This is a genomic window from Methylobacterium guangdongense (assembly GCF_038442355.1).
GTDB lineage: Bacteria > Pseudomonadota > Alphaproteobacteria > Rhizobiales > Beijerinckiaceae > Methylobacterium > Methylobacterium guangdongense.
This window is the reverse complement of sequence record NZ_JBBXMX010000002.1, coordinates 287128-307444: the sequence shown is the minus strand read 5'-3', so window position 1 is coordinate 307444 and position 20317 is coordinate 287128. Positions and strand designations below refer to the sequence as shown.

At 69.7% G+C, this 20317-nt stretch carries 20 protein-coding genes, 1 tRNA gene and 1 pseudogene; 7 read left to right on the top strand and 15 right to left on the bottom strand.

The features are described from left to right. Positions 1-37 precede the first annotated feature (37 nt). Positions 38-979, bottom strand: coding sequence for a site-specific tyrosine recombinase XerD (locus AAHG09_RS05265; RefSeq protein ID WP_342105847.1), 942 nt, complete (start codon positions 977-979; stop codon positions 38-40). Continuing rightward, the gene (locus AAHG09_RS05260; RefSeq protein WP_342105846.1) at positions 976-1128 is read right to left on the bottom strand and encodes a histidine kinase; all 153 of its coding nucleotides are present in this window, start codon (positions 1126-1128) and stop codon (positions 976-978) included. Before AAHG09_RS05260 ends, AAHG09_RS05265 begins: the two co-directional genes overlap by 4 nt. Positions 1129-1407: 279 nt before the next feature. Between AAHG09_RS05260 and AAHG09_RS05255 the strand changes: the two genes are divergently transcribed. The 3 genes from AAHG09_RS05255 (at position 1408) to AAHG09_RS05245 (ending at position 3355) form a co-directional block, all read left to right on the top strand. Beyond that, complete coding sequence (locus tag AAHG09_RS05255; RefSeq protein ID WP_342105844.1) at positions 1408-2019, top strand: shikimate kinase; 612 nt, start codon at positions 1408-1410, stop codon at positions 2017-2019. A 29-nt stretch (positions 2020-2048) separates the two neighbouring features. Continuing rightward, positions 2049-3176 (top strand): 3-dehydroquinate synthase, encoded by a 1128-nt coding sequence (gene aroB / locus AAHG09_RS05250; RefSeq protein ID WP_412759989.1) that lies wholly within the window; start codon positions 2049-2051, stop codon positions 3174-3176. 103 nt (positions 3177-3279) lie between these two features. Continuing rightward, a tRNA-Thr gene (locus AAHG09_RS05245) sits at positions 3280-3355 on the top strand. A gap of 317 nt (positions 3356-3672) precedes the next feature. On the opposite strand, the gene AAHG09_RS05240 is transcribed toward AAHG09_RS05245, so the two are convergent. The 3 genes and pseudogenes from AAHG09_RS05240 to AAHG09_RS05230 form a co-directional block, all read right to left on the bottom strand. Beyond that, entirely contained in the window at positions 3673-4257 is a 585-nt protein-coding gene (locus AAHG09_RS05240) for a hypothetical protein (protein WP_342105841.1), read from the bottom strand. A 223-nt stretch (positions 4258-4480) separates the two neighbouring features. Further along, entirely contained in the window at positions 4481-6412 is a 1932-nt protein-coding gene (selB, locus tag AAHG09_RS05235) for a selenocysteine-specific translation elongation factor (RefSeq protein ID WP_342105840.1), read from the bottom strand. Between the two features lie 59 nt (positions 6413-6471). After that, positions 6472-7845, bottom strand: a pseudogene (locus AAHG09_RS05230) (ABC transporter substrate-binding protein). Positions 7846-8740: 895 nt separating this feature from the next. Between AAHG09_RS05230 and AAHG09_RS05225 the strand changes: the two are divergent. Together AAHG09_RS05225 and cysC are read left to right on the top strand one after the other, a co-directional pair. Further along, the gene (locus tag AAHG09_RS05225; RefSeq protein WP_342105838.1) at positions 8741-10198 is read left to right on the top strand and encodes a hypothetical protein; all 1458 of its coding nucleotides are present in this window, start codon (positions 8741-8743) and stop codon (positions 10196-10198) included. A gap of 82 nt (positions 10199-10280) precedes the next feature. Continuing rightward, a complete protein-coding gene (cysC, locus tag AAHG09_RS05220) occupies positions 10281-10874 on the top strand; it encodes an adenylyl-sulfate kinase (protein WP_342105835.1) in 594 nt (197 codons plus the stop codon). 45 nt (positions 10875-10919) lie between these two features. On the opposite strand, the gene AAHG09_RS05215 is transcribed toward cysC, so the two are convergent. Genes AAHG09_RS05215 through AAHG09_RS05185 form a run of 7 tightly spaced genes read right to left on the bottom strand, consistent with a single transcriptional unit; the run spans position 10920 to position 15104 of the window. Beyond that, complete coding sequence (locus AAHG09_RS05215; RefSeq protein WP_342105834.1) at positions 10920-12662, bottom strand: complex I subunit 5 family protein; 1743 nt, start codon at positions 12660-12662, stop codon at positions 10920-10922. After that, a complete protein-coding gene (locus AAHG09_RS05210) occupies positions 12659-13066 on the bottom strand; it encodes a sodium:proton antiporter (protein ID WP_342105833.1) in 408 nt (135 codons plus the stop codon). The genes AAHG09_RS05215 and AAHG09_RS05210 overlap by 4 nt, the downstream gene beginning before the upstream one ends. Next, entirely contained in the window at positions 13063-13839 is a 777-nt protein-coding gene (locus AAHG09_RS05205; protein ID WP_342105832.1) for an MnhB domain-containing protein, read from the bottom strand. The genes AAHG09_RS05210 and AAHG09_RS05205 overlap by 4 nt, the downstream gene beginning before the upstream one ends. Continuing rightward, on the bottom strand, positions 13836-14087 hold the full coding sequence (locus tag AAHG09_RS05200; RefSeq protein ID WP_342105830.1) for a Na(+)/H(+) antiporter subunit B: 252 nt from the start codon (positions 14085-14087) through the stop codon (positions 13836-13838). The genes AAHG09_RS05205 and AAHG09_RS05200 overlap by 4 nt, the downstream gene beginning before the upstream one ends. Further along, entirely contained in the window at positions 14084-14368 is a 285-nt protein-coding gene (locus AAHG09_RS05195; protein WP_342105829.1) for a monovalent cation/H(+) antiporter subunit G, read from the bottom strand. The genes AAHG09_RS05200 and AAHG09_RS05195 overlap by 4 nt, the downstream gene beginning before the upstream one ends. Then, positions 14365-14616 (bottom strand): monovalent cation/H+ antiporter complex subunit F, encoded by a 252-nt coding sequence (locus tag AAHG09_RS05190; RefSeq protein WP_342105828.1) that lies wholly within the window; start codon positions 14614-14616, stop codon positions 14365-14367. Before AAHG09_RS05190 ends, AAHG09_RS05195 begins: the two co-directional genes overlap by 4 nt. Continuing rightward, positions 14613-15104 carry a hypothetical protein gene (locus AAHG09_RS05185; RefSeq protein ID WP_342105826.1) on the bottom strand — a complete coding sequence of 164 codons (492 nt, stop codon included), beginning with the start codon at positions 15102-15104 and terminating at the stop codon, positions 14613-14615. The genes AAHG09_RS05190 and AAHG09_RS05185 overlap by 4 nt, the downstream gene beginning before the upstream one ends. A gap of 148 nt (positions 15105-15252) precedes the next feature. On the opposite strand from AAHG09_RS05185, the gene AAHG09_RS05180 reads away from it, so the two are divergent. Continuing rightward, positions 15253-15822 carry an NUDIX hydrolase gene (locus AAHG09_RS05180; RefSeq protein WP_342105825.1) on the top strand — a complete coding sequence of 190 codons (570 nt, stop codon included), beginning with the start codon at positions 15253-15255 and terminating at the stop codon, positions 15820-15822. Between the two features lie 193 nt (positions 15823-16015). Then, positions 16016-17185 (top strand): acetyl-CoA acetyltransferase, encoded by a 1170-nt coding sequence (locus AAHG09_RS05175; protein ID WP_342105824.1) that lies wholly within the window; start codon positions 16016-16018, stop codon positions 17183-17185. Positions 17186-17595: 410 nt separating this feature from the next. Here AAHG09_RS05175 and AAHG09_RS05170 read toward each other — a convergent pair whose 3' ends face one another. From AAHG09_RS05170 to AAHG09_RS05160, 3 genes are all read right to left on the bottom strand, one after another. Continuing rightward, on the bottom strand, positions 17596-18888 hold the full coding sequence (locus AAHG09_RS05170; protein ID WP_342105823.1) for an O-acetylhomoserine aminocarboxypropyltransferase/cysteine synthase family protein: 1293 nt from the start codon (positions 18886-18888) through the stop codon (positions 17596-17598). Positions 18889-18947: 59 nt separating this feature from the next. Then, on the bottom strand, positions 18948-19334 hold the full coding sequence (locus tag AAHG09_RS05165) for a response regulator (RefSeq protein ID WP_342105822.1): 387 nt from the start codon (positions 19332-19334) through the stop codon (positions 18948-18950). Between the two features lie 98 nt (positions 19335-19432). Further along, a complete protein-coding gene (locus AAHG09_RS05160; RefSeq protein WP_244002673.1) occupies positions 19433-20089 on the bottom strand; it encodes an alpha/beta hydrolase in 657 nt (218 codons plus the stop codon). Positions 20090-20317 lie beyond the last annotated feature (228 nt).

Below are 20317 nucleotides of genomic sequence, written 5' to 3'. Positions count from 1 at the left end.
ATCGGCTCAGTACGCCGCAAAGCCCGACGCTCGGACGTCAGACGTCCATCAACGGGTGCAGATCCCGTACCATCGCCTTCAGGCGCTCATCGAGGACGTGGGTGTAGATCTGGGTCGTCGAAATGTCGGCGTGACCGAGCAGTTCCTGCACGATGCGCAGATCGGCCCCATTCTGCAGCAGATGACTGGCGAAGGCGTGGCGCAGTACGTGGGGGCTCACGCGATCCGACCGCAACCCGGCCTCCAGCGCCGTGGCCTTCAGGTCGCGGGCGAAGGCCTGCCGCGTCAGGTGGCCGCTGTCGCTGTCGGCCGGGAACAGCCACGCGCTCTCCTCCGGCACTGCGGCAAGGTGGGCCGCCATGGCGGCGCGGGCCGCCTCGGTCAGCGGCACGAGGCGCTCGCGCCCGCCCTTGCCCTTGATGAACAGGTATCGCTCCCGGGTCGCGCCCGCGGCCCGGGGCAGGGCGACGAGTTCCGAAACGCGCAGGCCCGTGGCGTAGAGGAGCTCGAGCAGGCACATCATGCGCCGCGCCCGCCGCGCCGGGCCGGGCGCCTGCTCGGTGCCGGCCGCCGCCTGCGCGACGGCCAGCAGGCGGTCGACCTCGGCCACCGACAGGATCTTGGGCAGCACCCGGCCCCGGCGCGGCCCCGAGACCGCCACGCTCGGATCGGCCCCGGCGAGGCCCTCGGCGTACAGGAACTTGTGGAAGCCGCGCACGCAGGACAGGCGCCGCGCCGCCGAGGAGGCCTTCAGCCCGCGCGTCTCCAGATCGGCCAGGAAGGCGCGCAGGGTCCCGGCCTCGACGGCGTCGAGGGCGATCCCGGTGCGGGCCAGATAGGCGCGGTAATCGTCGAGGTCGCGCCGGTAGGCCGCCAGGGTGTTGGCGCCGGCCCCGCGCTCGGCCGCCAGCATGTCGAGATAGTCGGCGACATCCGCGTCGGGCGCGCGAGCGCCGTCCCCGTCCTGCGTCGCGCTCAACGATTACCCGGCTGAAGCTTCGAGGCGGGGATGGTCACGCTCATCTCTCGCGGCGTCGGCTGGACGAAATTCGCCAGCGCGAACATCGCCGCGAAGACGAGACCCGCCAGGATCGCGAGGATAGCGAAGAAACGGAACAGGGTCGGCACGTCGGTCGAACCTCGGGCGGGCGGTGCGGGCGGCGGAGATGGGGACGGCCGACGGCTTTCTCCCAACCGACGCGGGTGCCCGGTTTCGAACACGCGATGAAGGCGCTGACAAGGCCCACAACGACACAGCGATGCGTTTCGCTGACCGCTTGAATCGCGCTAAGAGCCTGCCGCAGGATGGGAGATCGCCCGGCGCCGTGCGCCCGGTGCGACGGCGCGATCGTTGAGGCGCCGGATGGATGCGGTGCACGAGCGGGACAAAGGGCGGTACGCGGGGCGATGCAGGAGTTGGTGGGCGAGGCGGAGGGTGGCGAACCGATCGAAGCGCGGCTGCGCCGGGCGCTCGGCCCGCGCTCGATCGTGCTCGTGGGTCTGATGGGAGCCGGCAAGAGCACCGTGGGCCGGCGTCTGGCGAGCCGCCTCGGGCTGATCTTCAAGGACGCCGATATCGAGATCGAGGCGGCGGCCGGCCTGACGATCCCCGATATTTTCGCCATCTACGGCGAGCCGAGCTTTCGCGACGGCGAGGAGCGCGTGATCTCGCGCCTTCTGCGGGCCGGCCCCCTGGTGCTGGCCACCGGCGGTGGCGCCTATCTGCGGGAAGCCACGCGCCAGCGCATCACGGAATCGGCGGTTTCGGTCTGGCTGAAGGCCGATCTCGATGTCCTGATGCGCCGCGTGCGCAAGCGCGGCAACCGCCCGCTCCTCCAGACCGAGGACCCCGAGGCGACGATGCGCGACCTGATGGCGGTGCGCCACCCGGTCTACGCGGCGGCCGACGTGATGGTGATCTCGCGCGAGGTCTCGCACGACCGGGTCGTGCAGGACGTGCTGGAGGCGCTGGACGCCCACCTCAACGGCGAGCGCTCCATCTCGGTGGCGGCGCAGTAGAGGCGCAGTAGATTCGAATGAGCCTGCCCGTGATCGAACCCCTGACGGTCCATGTCCCCCTCGACGGCGGCCGCGCCTACGACATCCGGATCGGCCGCGGCCTGATCGATGATGCGGGCGATGCGGTGGCCGCGCTCGGCGGCCGCCGGGCCGCGATCGTCACGGACGAGACCGTCGGGGCGCTCTATGCCGATCGCCTGCGGCAGAGCCTGGAACGGTCCGGGTTGCAGGCGGGCGTGGTGACGGTGGCGCCCGGCGAGGGCTCGAAATCCTATGCGGGCTACGCCGCGGTCTGCGACGGGCTGCTCGGCCTCAAGGTGGAGCGCGGCGATCTCGTCGTGGCGCTCGGCGGCGGGGTGGTCGGCGATCTCGCGGGCTTCGCGGCCGCGACCCTGCGGCGCGGCGTGCGCTTCGTGCAGGTGCCGACGAGCCTGCTCGCGCAGGTCGATTCCTCGGTCGGCGGCAAGACCGGGATCAACGCCCCGCTCGGCAAGAACCTCATAGGCGCCTTCCATCAGCCCCGCCTCGTCCTGGCCGATACCGCGGCACTCGACACCCTGTCGGAGCGCGAGATGCGCGCCGGCTACGCCGAGGTCGCCAAATACGGCCTGATCGCCGACGCGCGCTTCTTCGATTGGTGCGAGGCCAATTGGCGCGGGATTTTTTCCGGCGGTCCCGAACGTGAGGCGGCGGTGGCGTCCTGCTGCCGGGCCAAGGCGGCGGTGGTGACCCGCGACGAACGGGAGGACGGCGAGCGGGCCCTGCTCAATCTCGGCCATACCTTCGGCCATGCCCTGGAGCGCCTGACGGGCTACGACCCGGCACGGCTGGTCCACGGGGAAGGCGTGGCGATCGGCCTGGCTCTGGCCTTCCGCTTCTCGGCCCGGCTCGGCCTGTGCGCCGGCCAGGAGGCGGGCCGCGTCGCCAATCACCTGGCGCTCGCCGGCCTGCCGACCCGCCTCCAGGCCGTCCCGGGCGGGTGCGGCGGCGCCGAGGCGATCGTGGACGCGATGGCACAGGACAAGAAGGTCCGCGACGGCGCGCTGACCTTCATCCTCGCCCGGGGAATCGGCCAGAGCTTCATCGCGCCGGGCGTGGACCGGGCCGAGGTGATGGCCTTCCTGCGCGATGAACTGGCGACGGACGCCGACGCGTGATCGCGATCGGCTCTGGCCTTGCCTAAAGCGGGTCGGGCCGCTATGAGCCTGCCACGTCCGACGCGGCCTGACGCGCGCCGGACGTGGCCCCTGTCGGGGCCGGGCCGCAATAGCTCAGCTGGTAGAGCACCTCATTCGTAATGAGGGGGTCGGGGGTTCGAATCCCTCTTGCGGCACCACTCAACTCTCTGCAGACGCCACCTTCTTGCACCCCGTCGATCCGGCACCGGGGTGGGTTCGGCTGCAACATCCCACCGCGTCAGGCCTGCGGGATACTCCGCCTCCGAAGCGGACTCGCTCCACGATCGGACGGCCTTCCAGGCTTTCCGACAGCCCGATCGATTTCGGTCATACGGCAAGTCCTGTTGGCGCCTCCGACGCGGACATCGACGCATGGGCGCGTTGCCGCCCTGCGGCTGAACGGGACACCAATTTGGCGCAGGAGAGCGTATCGAACCAAGACTGAGCCCCCGGGTCCGGACGACGGATCGAACGTCTACGGTGTGCGACACTCAAGGGCGGCCATGGCCTCGATCACGCTGAGCGCCCGGCGCCGCACCTCCAGCGGCGCGTTCGGGCTGTCCGACACGGCGGAGGCCTCGCGCTTCAGCGTCGCGTTGCACGCGCACGAGCTGTACCCGGTCGCATCATAGCAGGCGTCGTGACGCATGCAGGCAGCGTCGAGTTCGTCGGTCGGCGGCAGGGCCTCACCGCGCTGGCCCTTGCCGCAGTAATTGCCATGGAACAGCTCCTTCCCGGCGACCACCCGCCCGAGATCGCCCTTCGGCGATACCGGCGCCTCGGCCCGGCCGCCGGGATTGAGTTCGTTGGCCGGGCCGCCCGCCCGGGAGCCGGAGGCGCGCAAGGCCAGTGGAAGGCCGGAGCGCTCGCCGGGCTCGTTCAGGGCCTCGCCCGCCCGTCCGTTCGGATCCGATAGGTCGGGCAGGGGCGGGGGTGGCCCCGGGCGGGGTTCTTCCACCGCGAAGGTCGCGTCGGGCGCATCCTCGATACCCTGCGCCGCGGACACGTTCGGGCCGGCAATGAGCAGCAGACCCAGTGCGGCGAGGAGAAACGGTCTCAAGGATGGCTCCCGGTTCAGCCGCCCTCAACTCGAAGCGCGGCTTTTCCGTTCCGGGACTCATCGCGCGGCCGGGACACGCGCGGCAGGGCGGCCTGGGCCGGCAGAGTAAGGGTTCAATCTGCTGATCCGGATGACGTTCTCCGGCGCCGTCCCAGCGAAAACGGTCCTCCTTGTGCGCGCGGCCGCATCGTCGTGGGGCCGATGGCGGTTGCCTGCATCTCTCTTACGGGACCACCTCTGCCGCGGCCTCGACCGCGCACCATTCCGCCCGCAGGCGCCGCCCCTCTGCGAGGCGGGTCGTGAAACCCTGGGCGTCGAAATATTCGAGGAGCGGCATTGTCAGGTTGCGCCCGATGCCGGCCGTCTCGCGGAACCGCCCCACGGTGAGAAGTCCATCCGGATGCTCCGCCGCCACCGCCCGCGCGACCCCGGCGAGGTCGGCGAGGATCGCCGGCGGGACGTAGTAGCTCTTCGAGATCCGGCGCAGCCAGCCGATGCGGCCGACCTTGTCGAGGAGCGGGCGTAAGTCCTCCGGGTCGCGACCGAGCTGCTCGGCGAGGAGAGCGAGACGCGGCGGGTCGCGCCCGGCCGCCTCCAACGCGGCTCGGATCGCGGCATAGAGCGCGGCGTCGGCCGGGCGCAGGCGCGCGACGTGGCCCGGCCGGTGGAAGAGCCGGCCGCTGCGCACGATCTCTTCGTCCTGGAGAAGCCGGTCGAGGGCGCCCGGGAGGACCGGGCGGTCCGCCTCCGGCAACAGGGTGGCGATCTCCTCGATCTGCAGGCCGGGATTGTCGGGCTCGGCATCGTGCGCCTGGTCGAGTTCGGCCAAGACCCGCGCGCTCAGCGCCGCGACCCGCGCCCCCGCGAAGGCGCGCCGCCCCTCGACCACCACCGCACCGAGATCCACCCGCAGGGCCTCCATCGCCTGATCGGGGACGTTGCGCAGGCGGGCGAAGTGGGCGAGGTCGATGCCGGCCTCCGCGGCGGCCAACAGACCGTCCAGGGCGTGGCGGTCGTCGGACGTGTCGAGGGCTTCCAGGATCGCCCGGCGCCCCGGAGCCCAGGCGCCGCGGCGGGGGCCGTCGATGTCGATGATCCGGCCGCCGCCCAGGGTCCGCGACGCGGAGATGTCGCGCAGGATGAAGCGGTCGCCGGACAGGGCGCCGAGCCCGGCATCCAGCGCAATGATGGCGGGGGCGACCGCCCCGGGGGGCAGCGCACGATCGGTGTCCAGCAGCACCCGGCCGGTCACCGTGGCCGCGCCGTGGTGGACCTGAACCGGCATGCGATGGCGCACCGGCCGCGCCTCGCCGGGCAGCACGCGCAGGGCCACGTCGAGGCGCATCGTCGGGCCGTGGAGGTCCGGCGCCAGGATCCAGTGCCCGCGGCCGACCGAATCCCTCGTGAGCCGCGGACTGGTCAGGTTGAGGGCGCAGCGCTCCCCGGCCAGAGCCGCTTCCGCCTCGCCGTCGCGGACGCGGATGCCGCGGACCCGCGCCTCCCGGCCGCCCGGGGAGACGAGCAGCCGGTCGCCGACCCGCACCCGGCCGGCATGGACCGCCCCGGTCACGACGAGGCCGGCGCCCGGCACCGTAAACCGGCGATCGACGGCGAGGCGAAACCCGCGGGACGCGGCGTCGGATCGGTTGGCCTGACCCAAGGCTTCGAGGTGGCGGGCGAGGTCGGCGATCCCGGTGCCCGTCAGGGCCGAGCAGGGCAGGATCGGCGCGGCGGCGAGCCCGGTGCCGGCGAGCAAGGCGCCGATGTCCGCGATTACGGTGGTGATGCGGGCGGGATCGGCACGGTCGGCCTTGGTGATCGCCACCAGCCCGCGCGTCAGCCCGAGGAGATCGAGGATCGCGACATGCTCGCGGGTCTGCGGCATGACACCGTCATCGGCCGCGACCGCGAGCAGGGCACATGTCACGCCGGTGGCGCCCGCCACCATGGTGCGCACCAGCCGCTCGTGGCCCGGCACGTCGACGAAGCCCATCGGCGTTTTGAGGAGGCCACCCTCCGGCGGGTAGGCGAAGCCGAGGTCGAGGGTGATGCCCCGGGCCTTCTCCTCGGGCAGGCGGTCGGCATCGATCCCGGTCAGCGCCTTCACCAGCGCGGTCTTGCCGTGGTCGATATGGCCCGCGGTGGCGACGATCATGCAGCAGCTGCTTCTTCGTGGGGCCGGCGCGGATCGCTCCGCGCCGGCCGGTTGCGGCCTCAGCCCTTGATGCGGGTCTCGGCGAGTTCCGACATGCAGGTGTCGTAGGGCGTGAACGCCACCCGGTCGGAGACAGCGAACAGCGTGAACGGCGAATACAGGAACAGGGCCTTGGACCTGTCCTGGATGTACCGCTCCACCTCGCGGACGACCTCTTCCGTCCGCTCCTCAGGCGTATGGAGGAGCTTCTCGTAGAGGGCGTCGAACTCCGGATCCTCCGGACCCTGGCGCAGGGTCGCGTCACGCCCGAAAAACTCCCGGTGCACGCAGGCGACGGGGTATTGCGGCGTCCAGTCGAAGTACCATTCGAGCTTGAGGTCGAAGTCCTCCGGCAGGTCGCCGCGGTCGCTGACGAAGCGGGCCGAGAGGCCAATCTTCGACAGGCACTGCCCGATCGCCTCGACGACGCCCTGCCAACTCGGCGAGGCGACGATCACGATCTCCCGCCCGCCGAGGCCCGCCTTCTCCAGGCCCGCGCGTGCGGCCTCCGGATCGTGCGGAAGCGGGCTCATGCCAGGATCGGCCCCGTAGCGGCCGGGCTGGATGAACGCCGGGATGACCGTGCCGTAGCCGTGCGCGCCCTGGTCGAGCACGAACTGCCGGTCGATGGCGAGGTTGAACGCCCGCCGCACGGCGGGATCGCGCCAGACGGAATCGGGCTTGTTCTCGTTGAAGACGCCCGTGAGGATCGTCTTGGCTTTCTTCGTCTGGATCTTGCCCTTGTCGCTCTGCGGAAAGGCCTTGGCCTCCGCGGGCGTCAGGTCGAACACCACGTCCACGCGGCCGTCACCGGACGCCACGGACTTGATGCCCGCGTCCTTGCCGATGACGTTGTCGTAGACGATCCGGACCGTCGGCTTGCGGGCCGGGTTCCAGTAGGTCGCATTGGGCTCCATCACGACACGATCGGAGCGAGAATCGATCAGCGAGACACCCTCGGTGAGCACGAACGGGCCAGTCCCCCACGGACCGGGCGCGTCGATGACTCACCAATGGCCTTCGGCCGATCCCGTCTTCGGGTCGATGAAGCCCCACTCGTTCCAGAAGCGCGTCGACGGCAGGTGCATGCCGCGCAGCTTCATCAAGGCCGCGGAATCGCCGCCGGGGAAGCGCATGCGGATGGTGCGCTCATCCACCGCCTCGCAGGTGACGTCCCGGGCGAAGTTCAGGAAGGCGCCCGGCGGGTGCGGGTTGGTCCATTCCTGGACCTTGTCGAAGCCGAGCTTGAACATCGCGGCGTTGAACGGCTCGCCATCCTGGTAGACGGCGCCCCGCATCTTGAGCTCGAGGGTCTCGCGATCGAGCCACGTCCAGGACTCCGCGAGGCTCGGCTGGCCGATCCCGTCGTGATCGACGCGATTGGCCTCCTCCATCGTGTTCCAGGTGATCGAGAGCCAGTTGACCGGCGACGGATCGACCACCGTCACCGTGTTGTGAGGCCCCCAGGGCTGTCCGCCCCCGGGATCTCCGGTCGCTTGCGCGTCCATGTCTCCTCCTGTGTTCGCCGTCCGCGTCGCGCGCGGGCGCCGTCCGGCTCCGGTTGAGCCGGATGCGGATAAAGCTAGTGCGCTATGGCATTGCTCTCAATCGAACAGGTCTCGGCAATTGGACGGGGGCGATCACATGCTGTCGAGGCCTCTCCGCGGGGACTGCAGGGCTGGGGTGGATCGGCGTCCTGGCGCCGAATGGCCATCACGCCGCCTATGGCGCTCCACGCTACCGTTTCTCTGCGGACGGGTATCCGGGCGCGGTCCGCATGACCTGCCGTGAGAGACAATCCTTCGGCACGCGGCGCCTCCTTTGTGAAGCGCGGCCGGGCCGCGACCCGGAACGATAAGTGAAAACAGTCAGACTGACTTGATCAATCGATGATATGCAACAGATCTCGAGCCGCAAAACGGATAAAATTATAAAGATATTGGTACAATCAAATCAATGTTTGCTACAATAAACACCATTAGACATACGTACACGACAACATAACACGTTCTATTTAGATCTAAATGTCAAATCACGATCTATAATAGAACTGTCAATTCTCACTAAATATCGCTATGTCTTCGATTTTGTTCAATTTTTGAATATTGGTATCCGATCTGCGGCGAGTTATACCAGCATCATATGGACTTTCATTATCGAATGGCTTAGGGGTCCATGATGTTGTGCTGACAGCCCATGAGACCAGACAAGTCCGACCTCCAGCTTGTGACACGGAGCGAACCTCCACCGTATCCCGCGATCGCCCAGCACACTGCGCGGACGCCGATCGTGGTCGTGCTGGGCATGCATCGCAGCGGAACCTCGTTGTGCGCGCAGGTGCTCAGTCTCCTCGGCCTGGATATGGCCGATGATATCAGGGCAAGCCCTGGGAACCAAGCAGGGCACTGGGAACGCTGGGAAATCGTAGACTTCCACGACCGTGTTCTGCGGTTCCTCGATCGCGATTACTGGTCCGGGACTCACGATTTTCCGCTTCCGATCGGTTGGTGGGCGCAGCCCGAAGTTCGCGCCATCCAGCGCGAACTCGAAAACTTCGTTCGGGCGCGGATGCGGCCGGGGCATCCCTTCGGCTTCAAGGACCCGCGAACGGCACGCCTTCTGCCCCTCTGGACGCCGATCTTTCGGGCCCTGAACCTTGACCCGCGCTTCGTGTTCTGCTTGCGCAGTCCGTCCCAGGTGGCCCGTTCGCTGAACGATCGCGACGGCCTGCCGCTGGCGACGGGTGAGTATCGCTGGGCGGTCTACAACACGGAATGCTGGCGCAACCTGCGCACCGAGCCCTGCACCATCGTGTACGATTCGTGGTTCACGGATCGGGATCAGACGCTGGACCGCCTTCTGACCTTCCTCTCCGACGTCGTGGATGTGGATCGCGCCGCGATCGCCGAGGCTCTGGAGACACGGATCGACAGGTCGCTCCGTCATGACGGATTGACCCCGCCGAGCGCCCGGCAGCCAGCCTTGCGTTACTTCTACGAGCTGCTCGGACGGCCGGACAAGAACGCCGAAACGCAAGCCGCGATCGCCCGGTTCACCGAGCAGTTCGCGGCGTTTCAGCAGTTCCTCCCCTTCGAGGGCACGGTGAAAACGGCAGCGGAGCATGAGGCCGCTCTGAGCGCGGCCGACGAGCGCGTCCGGGCGCTGCAAGACGCGGAAGCGCAGCACGCCGCTGACCGCGCGAACCTTCACGCCGCCCTGGACGAGGCGAGGAACGAAGCGCACGCGGCGCGGAACGACAGCGAAGTCCTGCGCGCCCAGCACGCTGCGGCTGTGCAGGAGCGGGACGCGGCGCTCGCTGACGCCGAACGATACATGGCAGACGTCGCGACGACCCGCGCTGAATGCGAGACGTGGCGTGCGCAACATACCGCCGTCGTTCAGGCACGGGATGAGGCTACCGCAGCGGCCGAGGCCGCACGCAGCGAATGCGACGGGTGGCGCGCCCAGCACGCCGCCGCGGTTCAGGCTCGGGACGAGGCCACCGCAGCGGCCGAAGCGGCACGCCTGGAGCACGAAGCGCTAGACGCCCGCCACGGGGCGGCGATCTCCGAGGCCGAGGCGGAGATTCAACGCCAACGCGACGCCCGTTTGCGCCTCCAGCAATGGGCGGTGGCCCTCCACGATGGGATCGCGTCGTCATGGAGTTGGCGGCTGACCCGGCCGCTGCGCCGGGCTGGGTTCGCGCGCGCGGTCGTTCCTCCACACCCGGACCCGATCGACCCCTGACGGCGCCCTGAATCCGAGAATCGGTGGACCGGCGTGCGGGCCACCGCGTCGGGAATACGACAGCAGCAGGGTTGAGGTGCCCGTGAACACGACGATCCGATGGCAGGCCTACGCTCCGCGTCAGGCGCGGTGGGCGCAACTGGGCCAGCGGCCGGCGATCGCTTGGCTGACCGGTCTGCCGGGGTCGGGCAAGACCACGATCAGCGACGCGGTGGACCGGCGGCTCGCCACCCATGGACGGCATGTCTGCGTGCTCGATGGGGACAATCTGCGCCACGGTCTGTGCAGCGATCTCGGCTTCAGCGCCGCCGACCGGGCCGAGAACGTGCGCCGGACCGCCGAGGTCGCACGGCTGATGGCCGAGGCCGGGCTCGTGGTCATCGTGTCGCTGATCTCGCCGTTCCGGGCGGACCGGGCGCGGGCGCGGGCGATCGCCGGACACCTGCCGTTCCTGGAGGTCTACGTCGATACGTCGCTCGCCACCTGCGAGGCCCGCGATCCGAAGGGTTTGTATGCGCGGGCGCGGGCCGGGGCGATCACCGCCTTCACCGGCGTGTCGGCCCCCTACGAGCTGCCCGAGGGGCCGGACCTGACCTTGCGAACGCAGGGGCTGACCGTCGCGGCGTCGGCGGAACCGCTGTGCGCGAGACTGATGGAACTCAGCGCCAGCGCGTGATCGGCGCAGCGCTCTGTCGAGGGCGTTTCCGCGGCGGATCGGCCCTCACGCCATCGCCAGCACCGCCGCGATGACCGCCACCCCGACGGCCAGCCACGCCGCGTAGTCTCCGATCAGGCCGCTGTGCAGGATCTCCAGCGCGCGGGTCGGCGCTGATTGTGTGGCGCGGACCGGCCGGACGACGAAGGCCGGCAGGCGTTTGCGAAACAGCCCGTATCCCGCGCCCGCCAGCGCCGCCGCCACGGAGAACCACGGCAGCCAGCCCGGTCCTTCCGCAAGCATCCCGCCCTCCGGCCGGTGCATGAAGGCCGAGACGGCCCGGGGGAGGGCGTGCGCGATCGGGCCCGCCGGAAGTGCGAGGTCGACGGCCAGCAGCGCGCAGCAGGGCGCCAGCATCAGCCAGAGCGGCCGGTTGGCCTTCTCGCGCTCGTCCGCGCTCGGGGCCCCGGCCTCGTCGCCGGGGTCGGGCCCGAGGCCGAGGAAGATGCGCCCCGCCGCCCGCAGCACCGCCGCCCCCGTCAGCGCGGCGCCGATCGCGGTGGCGGCGAGGGCCATGCCGTGGCCCTCTTGCGACAGCGCCCCCTGGACAAGGCGCGTGCCCTGATCGAGGGTGCCGATCGGCAGGCCGCAGAGCAGCAGGCCGGCCAGCGCCATGGCGATCCCGGCCGGCCAGATCCCGCGTCCGAGGCCGCGCAGGGCAATCTCGTCGATGCTGGCCTGGGTGGCCAGCAGGATGCCGGCGATCATGAACAGGGCGCCCTTCACCAGCCCGTGGCCGACGACATAGACCAGCATCCCGCCGGTGCCGCCGATCGAGAGGGCGCCGAGCCCGGTCAGCATGATCCCGGCGTGGGAGATCGTCGAGAAGGCGAGCATCCGCTTGAGATGACGCTGCAGCAGGGCCATCCAGCCGCCGAGCAGGGCCGTGGCGCTGCCGAGCCCGATCAGCAGCACCGGCAGGGCACCCTGGACCTGATCGGAGCCGCCGAACACGACGGCGCTGACCTTGGCGAGGCCGAACAGGCCGAGCGAGACCATCGAGCCGGAGAAGATCACCGAGACCGGGCTCGGCGCCACCGCGTGGGCGTCCGCGAGCCAGAACTGGAACGGCACGATCGCGCCCTTGATCATCAGGGCCGCCGCCACGAGGCAGAAGGCCCCGGCCACCACGGGGTTCCGCCCGCCCTGGGCGACCGCCGTGGCGATCCCGTCGAAATCGAGGGTCCCGGTCTGCGCGTAGATCAGCCCGATGCCGCCGAGCATCAGGAAGCCCGCAAGGCTGTTGACCACCGTGAAATTGATGGCCCCCGCCAGCGACGATTCCGCGAGGTGATAGGCGGTGAGTGCGAAGGCCGCGACGCTCATCACCTCGAACCACACGAACAGGTTGAACATGTCCCGGGTGAAGCAGAACCCGACCATGGCGGCCAGGAACAGCAGCATCAGGATATGGAAGTGGCCGTGGGTGCGATCGAAGAAGCCCCAGGCGAACACGAAGGTCAGGGCGTAGAGCAGGCCGATGAAGGACGCGATCCAGCCGCTCGCCGCATCGACCGAAAAGCCGATCCCGAGATAGACGCCGTCATGCGGCTCCCATCCGCCGAACCAGTAGACCAGGGGCCTGTCGGCGGCCTGCACGGCGATCACCGCACAGAGGATCGCGACGGCGACGGCGGCGAGCAGAGCCAGGATGTCGGGGACGCGCCCCGGCAGCAGGTGTGCGGTCGCCAGCAGGACGGCACAGACCACGAGGGGGATCGCGACCGGGAGCGGGAGGAGGGCGGTCACGGCGTCTGCCGCCCGCCGTCGGAGACCGGGCGCGAGCCCTGGTCGGGGCCCTTGTTGCCGCCGGCCCGCATCGGCCGGAGCTTTTCCGGATCCAGGCTGCCGCCGCGCTTGTAGGCCTGGACGGTCAGGACGAGGAGCAGGGCGGTCAGCGTCGCGCCGACCACGATGTCGGTGAGCACGAGCGCCTGCATCACGGGATCGACCGCCGGCGTGCCCGGCGGGTGATCGTAGAAGATCGGCGCGATGCTGCCCCAGCGGTAGCCGAGGCCGAGCAGCAGCACGTAGGTCGCCGACTGGCAGACGCCGAGGCAGCCGACGAGGTGAATGAAGTTGCGGCTCGTGGCGATGCCGTAGAGGCCGACGCCGAACAGCCACGCGGCGACCACGTAGGGCAGAACACTCACGCGGATTCCTCCCCGGGCTCGTCGGGTTCCTCGGCCTCGCGGGTCTCCTCCATGAATTCCAGGAAGAGCTGCGTGAAGCCGCCCGTCACCGCCAGGGCCACGCCGAGGTTCTCGACCAGCATCAGGCCGCCGGAGAACAGGTCGCGGAAGGTACCGAGCGGCAGGATGTTCTGCATGAAGGCGGCGCCCGTGAGCATCGGCACCAGCCCGCACAGGGCGAAGAGGAGCGCGCCCCCACCCTCCAGCGCGTCGAGGACACGGCTGTGGATCGCATCGCGCCAGCCGGAATAGCCCTCGCCGAGGTAGATCAGCAGGGTTCCGGAGGCGAGGATCACGCCGCCCTGGAAGCCGCCGCCGGGGGTGACGGTTGCATGCACCACCACGTAGAGTCCGAACAGGCCGGTGAGCGGCCCGGCGATCCGGCAGGCCAGCACCGTCGCCTCCGAGCGCGGGATCACGGCGCGGCCGGGCCGGCGCATCGCACGCTCCGAGTTGCCCTCGCCCCGGCGTCCGCGCAGCAGCACCACCGTACCGGTGATGGCGGCGAGCAGCATGAATTCCTCGCCGAGCGTGTCGAGGCCGCGCAGGTCGAAATTGATCGCGCTCACCATGTTGGCGACGTGCCGTGCCTCCGGGGTGATGGCGTTGATGCGCGCGCCATACCGAGCGATGGTCGATCCGAAGGCGGGCAGCCCCGCGATCACCGAGGCCGCGCAGGGCAGCAGGATCAGGCCCGACAGGGCGAGCAGCGCGACGCGGATGCGCGGGCTCACGCGTCCTCTCCGGGGGCCTGCGTGCGCACCGCCATCAGCGCCACCAGAAAGAGGAGCGGCACCGCGGCCGAGCCGACCGCCAGCTCCGACAGGGCGACATCGGGCGCCTGCAAGGCGTCGAACAGGATCGTCAGGACGAGCCCGTTGATCGCGATGGCGAAGACCTGCCGGGTGGGGTCGCGCACCAGCACCACCGCGGTGCCGGAGATCGCCGCGAACAGGAACAGCAGCGGCAGGATCACGCTCATGCCGAGCGCCCCTCGCGCATCAGCACGGCCCGGCCGGAGACGTGCGACAGCACCGCGGCCCACCCGACGAAGATCACCATCATCACCAGAATCTTGAGGGAGCGTCCCGAGATCCCGTCGGACAGGAAGGCTGCCCCGGTGACGAGGCCGGAAGCCGCGACGTTGAGGAACGCCAAGGCGTGCAGCCGGTCGAGGGCCCGGGGCAGGCGCCACAGGGCGAGGGCGGAAAGCCACGTCACCGCCACCGCGAGGGCGAGCAGGATCCCGATCACGACGGTCATATCCAGCGCTCCAGGAAGACCGCGAGCAGCATCGTGCCGGGCAGGTTGAGCAGGACAAGCGTGAGGGCGAGGTCGGTGATCGAGGCCTGATCGGTGGCGAAGGCCATGAGCGTCAGGATCAGGACCGTCACGCTGCCGGCGAGTTGGTAGGCGGCGAAGCGCTGGCCGGGCCGCCCGCGCCACGCCAGGACGGCTGCGAGGATCAGCGGCGGCAGCAGCGCCAGGATGGCGACCGTCCAGATGTTCACGGCGCCTTACCCTCCAGGGCATGCGTCGATACGGTCCCGTGCGCGCGATCGAGGGTCAGCACGTAGCTGTCCGGGGCGAGCGAGGCGGCGAGCAGGCCGACAGCCCGGGTCGCCGAGGCCGTCTCGCCGTCAGGCCGCGCCCAGGCGATCGCGGCCGCGCTCTGCTCGTGCGTCGCACCGCCCTCCGCCCGTCCGAGCACCGCCCGCGCCAGATGCAGGCCGACCCGCCCGGTCTGCCGGGCCATGCCGAGCACGGCCGGCCCGAGCGGCCGGAGCGCGGCGCGGTTGAACCGGAAGCGCACGCCGCCGCGCCGCCCGACGACCCACCACCACGCGGTGCCGAAGGTCGCGCAGACCCCCATGGCGATGCCTTCGTTCACGCTCAGCGAGCCTGCGAAGACGAGGTAGGTGAGGGCGAGCAGCAGCCAGATCGCGATGGCGTCGCGCGTCGTCCGCTCCCTGAACCCGCTGATCGGTCCTAGCCGCATCGATCCTGACCGGAAGACGCCGTAAAAGCGTGGCCATTGGCTTGATCGACCCAAACGGGTTCGAAGCGTGGGCGTTCCCGGAACCGGAGAACACGCCTTCGTGTAAGCAGAGCGGTCGGTCGGACAGTTCCGCGGGCGGGAGCGCATCATGAAGGCCGAGATCCTGTCCATCCGCTACCTTCACGAGGGATGGAACCGGTTCGGCCTCGCGCAGGTGCGGCTGCACGATGGCTCGCTGGTCGAGCGGGCGATCGAGGACCATGGCCATTCGGTCGGGATCCTGCCCTACGATCCCGCGCGGCGGGTCGCGATGCTGGTGCGCGAGCTGCGCGTGCCGGCCCTGTTCGCCGCCGGCGAGCAGATGCAGCTCGAAGCGCCGGCCGGCCTGATCGACGACGGCAGCCCGGAGGAGAATGCCCGCCGGGAGGTGCTGGAGGAGGTCGGCCTGAGCCTGAACGGCCTGGACTTCGTCGGCGCCACCTATTCCTGCGCGAGCCTGACCACCGAGAAGATCCACCTCTACCTCGCCGCCTACAGCCCGGCGGATCGGGCCGAGGACGGTGGCGGGGCCGAGGGCGAGCACGAGAACATCCGGATCGTCGAGATGCCGCTCGCCGACCTCGCCGCCATGGCCGACCGGGCCGAACTCACCGACCTGAAGACGCTGACCCTCGTGCTGGCTCTGCGCTTGCGCCGGCCGGAGCTGTTCGCGGAGTGAGCATGCGCGCCCGCGACGTCGCCCGATGGCTGCTGACCATCCTCGTGCTCGTTGCGGTCGCGTGGATCGCGTTCCACCTGCGCTGAGCGCCGGCACACCGGTCGCGAGGCCCGCGACGGGGCACGCGGATCGGCAGCCTTGATCGCCGGACCGTGTGGGCCCATCGTTCAGCAAAGACTCGGGAGGTCACCGGATGACGCGCGCCTGCATCGTGGGCTGGGCCCACACTCCGTTCGGTAAGCTGGAGGAGCCGGACGTCGAGGGGCTGATCGCCCGCGTCTCCGGCGAAGCTCTGGCCCATGCCGGGATCGAGGAATCCCGGGTCGACGGCATCTATGTCGGCTCGATGAACACCGGCTTTTCGAAGCAGGGCTTCGAGGGCTCCCTCGTCGCGGTGAACCGGCCGGGCCTCGCCCACGCACCGGCGACCCATCTGGAGAACGCCTGCGCGACCGGCTCGGCGGCGCTCTACGCGGCTCTCGACTTCGTGGACAGCGGCCGGGGGCGCATCGCCCTGGTGGTCGGCGCCGAGAAGATGACGGCCAAGACCGTGGCCGAGACGGGCGACATCCTGCTCGGCGCCTCCTACCGCAAGGAGGAGGCCGACATCGAGGGCGGCTTCGCGGGCGTGTTCGGGCGGATCGCGGCGGGCTACTTCCAGCGCTACGGCGACCGCAGCGAGGAGCTGGCCCGGATCGCCGCCAAGAACCACCGCAACGGCGTCGCCAACCCCTACGCGCAGCTGCGCAAGGATCTCGGCTTCGACTTCTGCAACCGGGTCTCGGACAAGAACCCTTACGTGGCCGCGCCCCTGCGGCGGACCGACTGCTCGCTGATCTCGGACGGGGCGGCCGCCCTCGTGGTGGCCGATGCCGAGACCGCCGAGGGGCTGGAGCGGGCGATCGGCTTCCGCGCCCGGGCCCATGTCAACGATATCCTGCCGCTCTCCCGACGGGACCCGACGGAGTTCAAGGGCGCGCGGATGGCCTGGGACAAGGCGCGCGCGCAGGCCGGCATCGACAACGCGGATCTCTCCTTCGTGGAGACCCACGATTGTTTCACCATCGCCGAGCTGATCGAGTACGAGGCGATGGGCCTCGCCGCCCCGGGCGAGGGGTTCCGCGTGGTCCGCGAAGGGCTCGCCGAGAAGGGCGGGCGGCTGCCGATCAACCCGTCCGGCGGGTTGAAGGCCAAGGGCCATCCGGTGGGCGCCACCGGCGTGTCGATGCACGTGATGGCCTGCCTCCAGCTGATGGGCGAGGCGGGGGAGATGCAGGTGCCGGGGGCCGAACTCGCCGGGATCTTCAACATGGGCGGCGCGGCCGTGGCCAATTACGTGTCGATCCTGGAGCGGCGGCGCTGAGGCGACGCTCGGCCTGCTATCGAGGGATCCGGAAACAGTCGGCCGCTCCCGCGTGCGCTGGGATGTTCACGCAACTTCCGGATCGCCGCCGCTGACGGCAGGGCGCAACCTGCTCCCTCTCCTGTTCGGGAGAGGGTTGGGGAGAGGGGTGAGAACTCTCAGGATCGAGCACCCCATCCCCGCACGGTCCGGTCGCGCCTTGTCCGGACAGACCTGATCCCTCTCCCTGTCACTCTCCCGCACGGAAGAGGGGACCCGCGCTTGCTCCGAATGCCTTCACGCTGGATCGGGATGTGTGACCCCGATAGCCCGCATGCGGGAGCGGATGACACGTGGGAAGCGAGGGCTGGTCGTCGCCGTCTTTGCGAGCGCAGCAAAGCGATGACGGGGCCGGGGACCGAGCGCCCCGTTCAACCCAGCCGATCCAACGCCTGCTTGAGATCCGCGATCAGATCCGCCTCGTTCTCCAGCCCGATCGACAGGCGCACCGTCTCCGGCCCCACGAGCGCCGCGGCCTTCTCGTGCTCCGGCAATTGCCGGTGCGTGGTCGAGGACGGGTGGATGACCAGGGACTTGATCTCGCCGATGTTCACGAGGTGCGAGATCAGCTCCAGCCCGGCGATGAAGTTCAACGCCGCCGCCTCGCCGCCCTTGAGCGCGACGGTGAAGATCGAGCCCGGCCCGCCCGGCGTGTACCGGCGGGCGAGGTCTTCGCCGGTTTGACCCGGCAGCATCGGGTAGCTCACCCAGGCCACCGCAGGATGATCCTTGAGGAAGGCCGCGACCGCGCGCGCATTGGCGCAGTGCCGCTCCATGCGCAGCGGCAGGGTCTCGATACCCATCAGCGTCAGGAACGCGTTCATCGGCGACAGGCCGGGGCCGAGATCGCGCAGGCCGAAGAAGCGGCACGCCGCCGCGAAGGGCGTCTCCGGGAACGCCTCCGTCAGCACGAGCCCGTCGTAATCCGGCCAGGGCTCGGTGATCAGGTTGTAGCCGCCGGCCTTCGCCCAATCGAAGGTGCCGGCATCGCAGATCACGCCGCCGATGGTCTGGCCGGAGCCGCTCAGGAACTTCGAGGTGGAGTGCCAGACGATGTCGGCGCCGTGCTCGATCGGCCGGATCAGGGCCGGCGAGGCCAGGGTGTTGTCCACAACGAGCGGCAGATTGTGGCGCCGGGCTACCGCGGCGATCCCGTCGAGATCCACCACCGAGGCGCAGGGGTTCACGATCGATTCGCAGAAGATCGCCCGGCAGTCCGGGGTGATCGCCGCTTCGAAATCCTCCGGGGCCATGCCCCGGGCGAAGCGCGGCTTCAGGTCGTAGCGCCCGTCGAGGCGCCGCATCAGGCCCAGCGATCCGCCGAACAGCCGCGGGGACGCGACATAGGCGTCACCGCTGCGCAGCAACGTCATCAGGATCAGCTGCATGGCGGATTGCCCGGAGGACACCGCCACACCGGCCTTGGCACCTTCGAGATCGGCGATGCGGCGCTCGAGCGCGGCCACCGTCGGGTTCGAGCCGCGTGAGTACGAGAAGCCGGTGCGGCGCCCCGCGAAGATGTCGGCGGCCTGCTCGGTGGAATCGAACACGAAGCCGTTCGTGAAGTAGATCGGCTGGACCCGCGCGCCGGTGGCGGGATCCGGCGCGGCCCCCGCGTGGATGGCCCGCGTCGCGAAGCGGTGCTGTCGGCGGGAATCCGTCATGGCTGCGTCGTGGCTCTCGGTCGGCGGTTCGAAGCCCGGCGCCGCGGTGGACCCGGGCGTCAGGCGGCGCGCTGGATGAAGGCGCGGAGCGTCCGGACCAGCGTGGTCGGCTCGTAGGGCTTGGGGATGAACCGGGCGCCCTCCGGCATGTCGTTCGGGCCGGGTGTCCCCATGCCGGACACCACCAGCACCGGGATCGACGGCCAGCGATGCGCCACCAGACGGGCCAGGGCGAAGCCGTCCATCGAGCCCTGCGGCATGTCGACATCCGTCATCAGGACGCCGACATCGTCGCGGTTCTCGAGCACCCTCAGCGCCTTGTCGGCGTGGCTCGCCTCCACGACCGTGAAGCCGGCATCCGCCAGGGTATCCGCGGCCTCCATCAGCAGGAGGCCGTCATCCTCGACGAGAAGCACCACAGGTTGTTCGGACGGGCTTTCTGACATCAGACCTGCAGAGGTGTGTCGTGGATTCCGATGCCCGCGCCCTATTCCTCCGGGGCTCTCCCCGTCAAGGCGCCGGGTTGGCGCGGCGCCCGGGGGCGTCAGGCCGCTTCTTCGCGCTTGCCCAGGCGCTTGTCGAGGTAGGTGTCCACCGTCTGCGTCAGTTCCTCGACCTTGCCGTCGAAGAAGTGGTTGGCGCCATCGACCACTTGGTGCTCGATGATGACGCCCTTCTGCACCTTCACCTTCTCGATCACCGGCATGACTTCGCGGGCGGGCGCCACCCGATCCTCGGAGCCGTGGACGAACAGGCCGGAGGAGGGGCAGGGCGCCAGAAAGGTGAAATCGTAGCGGTTGGCCATCGCGGCGATCGAGATGAAGCCCTCGATCTCGGGGCGGCGCATCAGCAACTGCATGCCGATCCACGAGCCGAACGACACGCCCGCGATCCAGCAGGACTTCGCCTCCGGATTGACCGACTGCACCCAGTCCAGGGCCGCGGCGGCATCCGACAGCTCGCCCGAGCCATGATCGAACGAACCCTGGCTGCGGCCGACCCCACGGAAATTAAAGCGCAGGGCCGCGAAACCCCGGTTGGCGAATGTGTAGAAAAGGTTGTACACAATCTGATTGTTCATCGTGCCCCCGAACTGCGGGTGCGGGTGCAGGATGATGGCGATCGGTGCGCCGCGCTTCTTGGGAGCCTGATAGCGGCCTTCGAGGCGGCCGGCGGGGCCGGTGAAGATGACTTCGGGCATGGTTCGCTACTCACTCTCGCGTTTGCCCGCCGCGCGCACGGCGCCACGCTCCAGCAGCCTTGACTCAGTGCAGGAGCACCATAAAAGCACTCTTAGAACAGTTCTAGGCGATTAGAACCATTCTAAAAAGGCCGCTCGATGCGTCGCACGGGCTGCCCGAGCCGATCCTGCCGGTCGGCGGGCCTCGATCCATCGGCGGCCCTTAGCACGTCGGACCGGTCGGAAGGC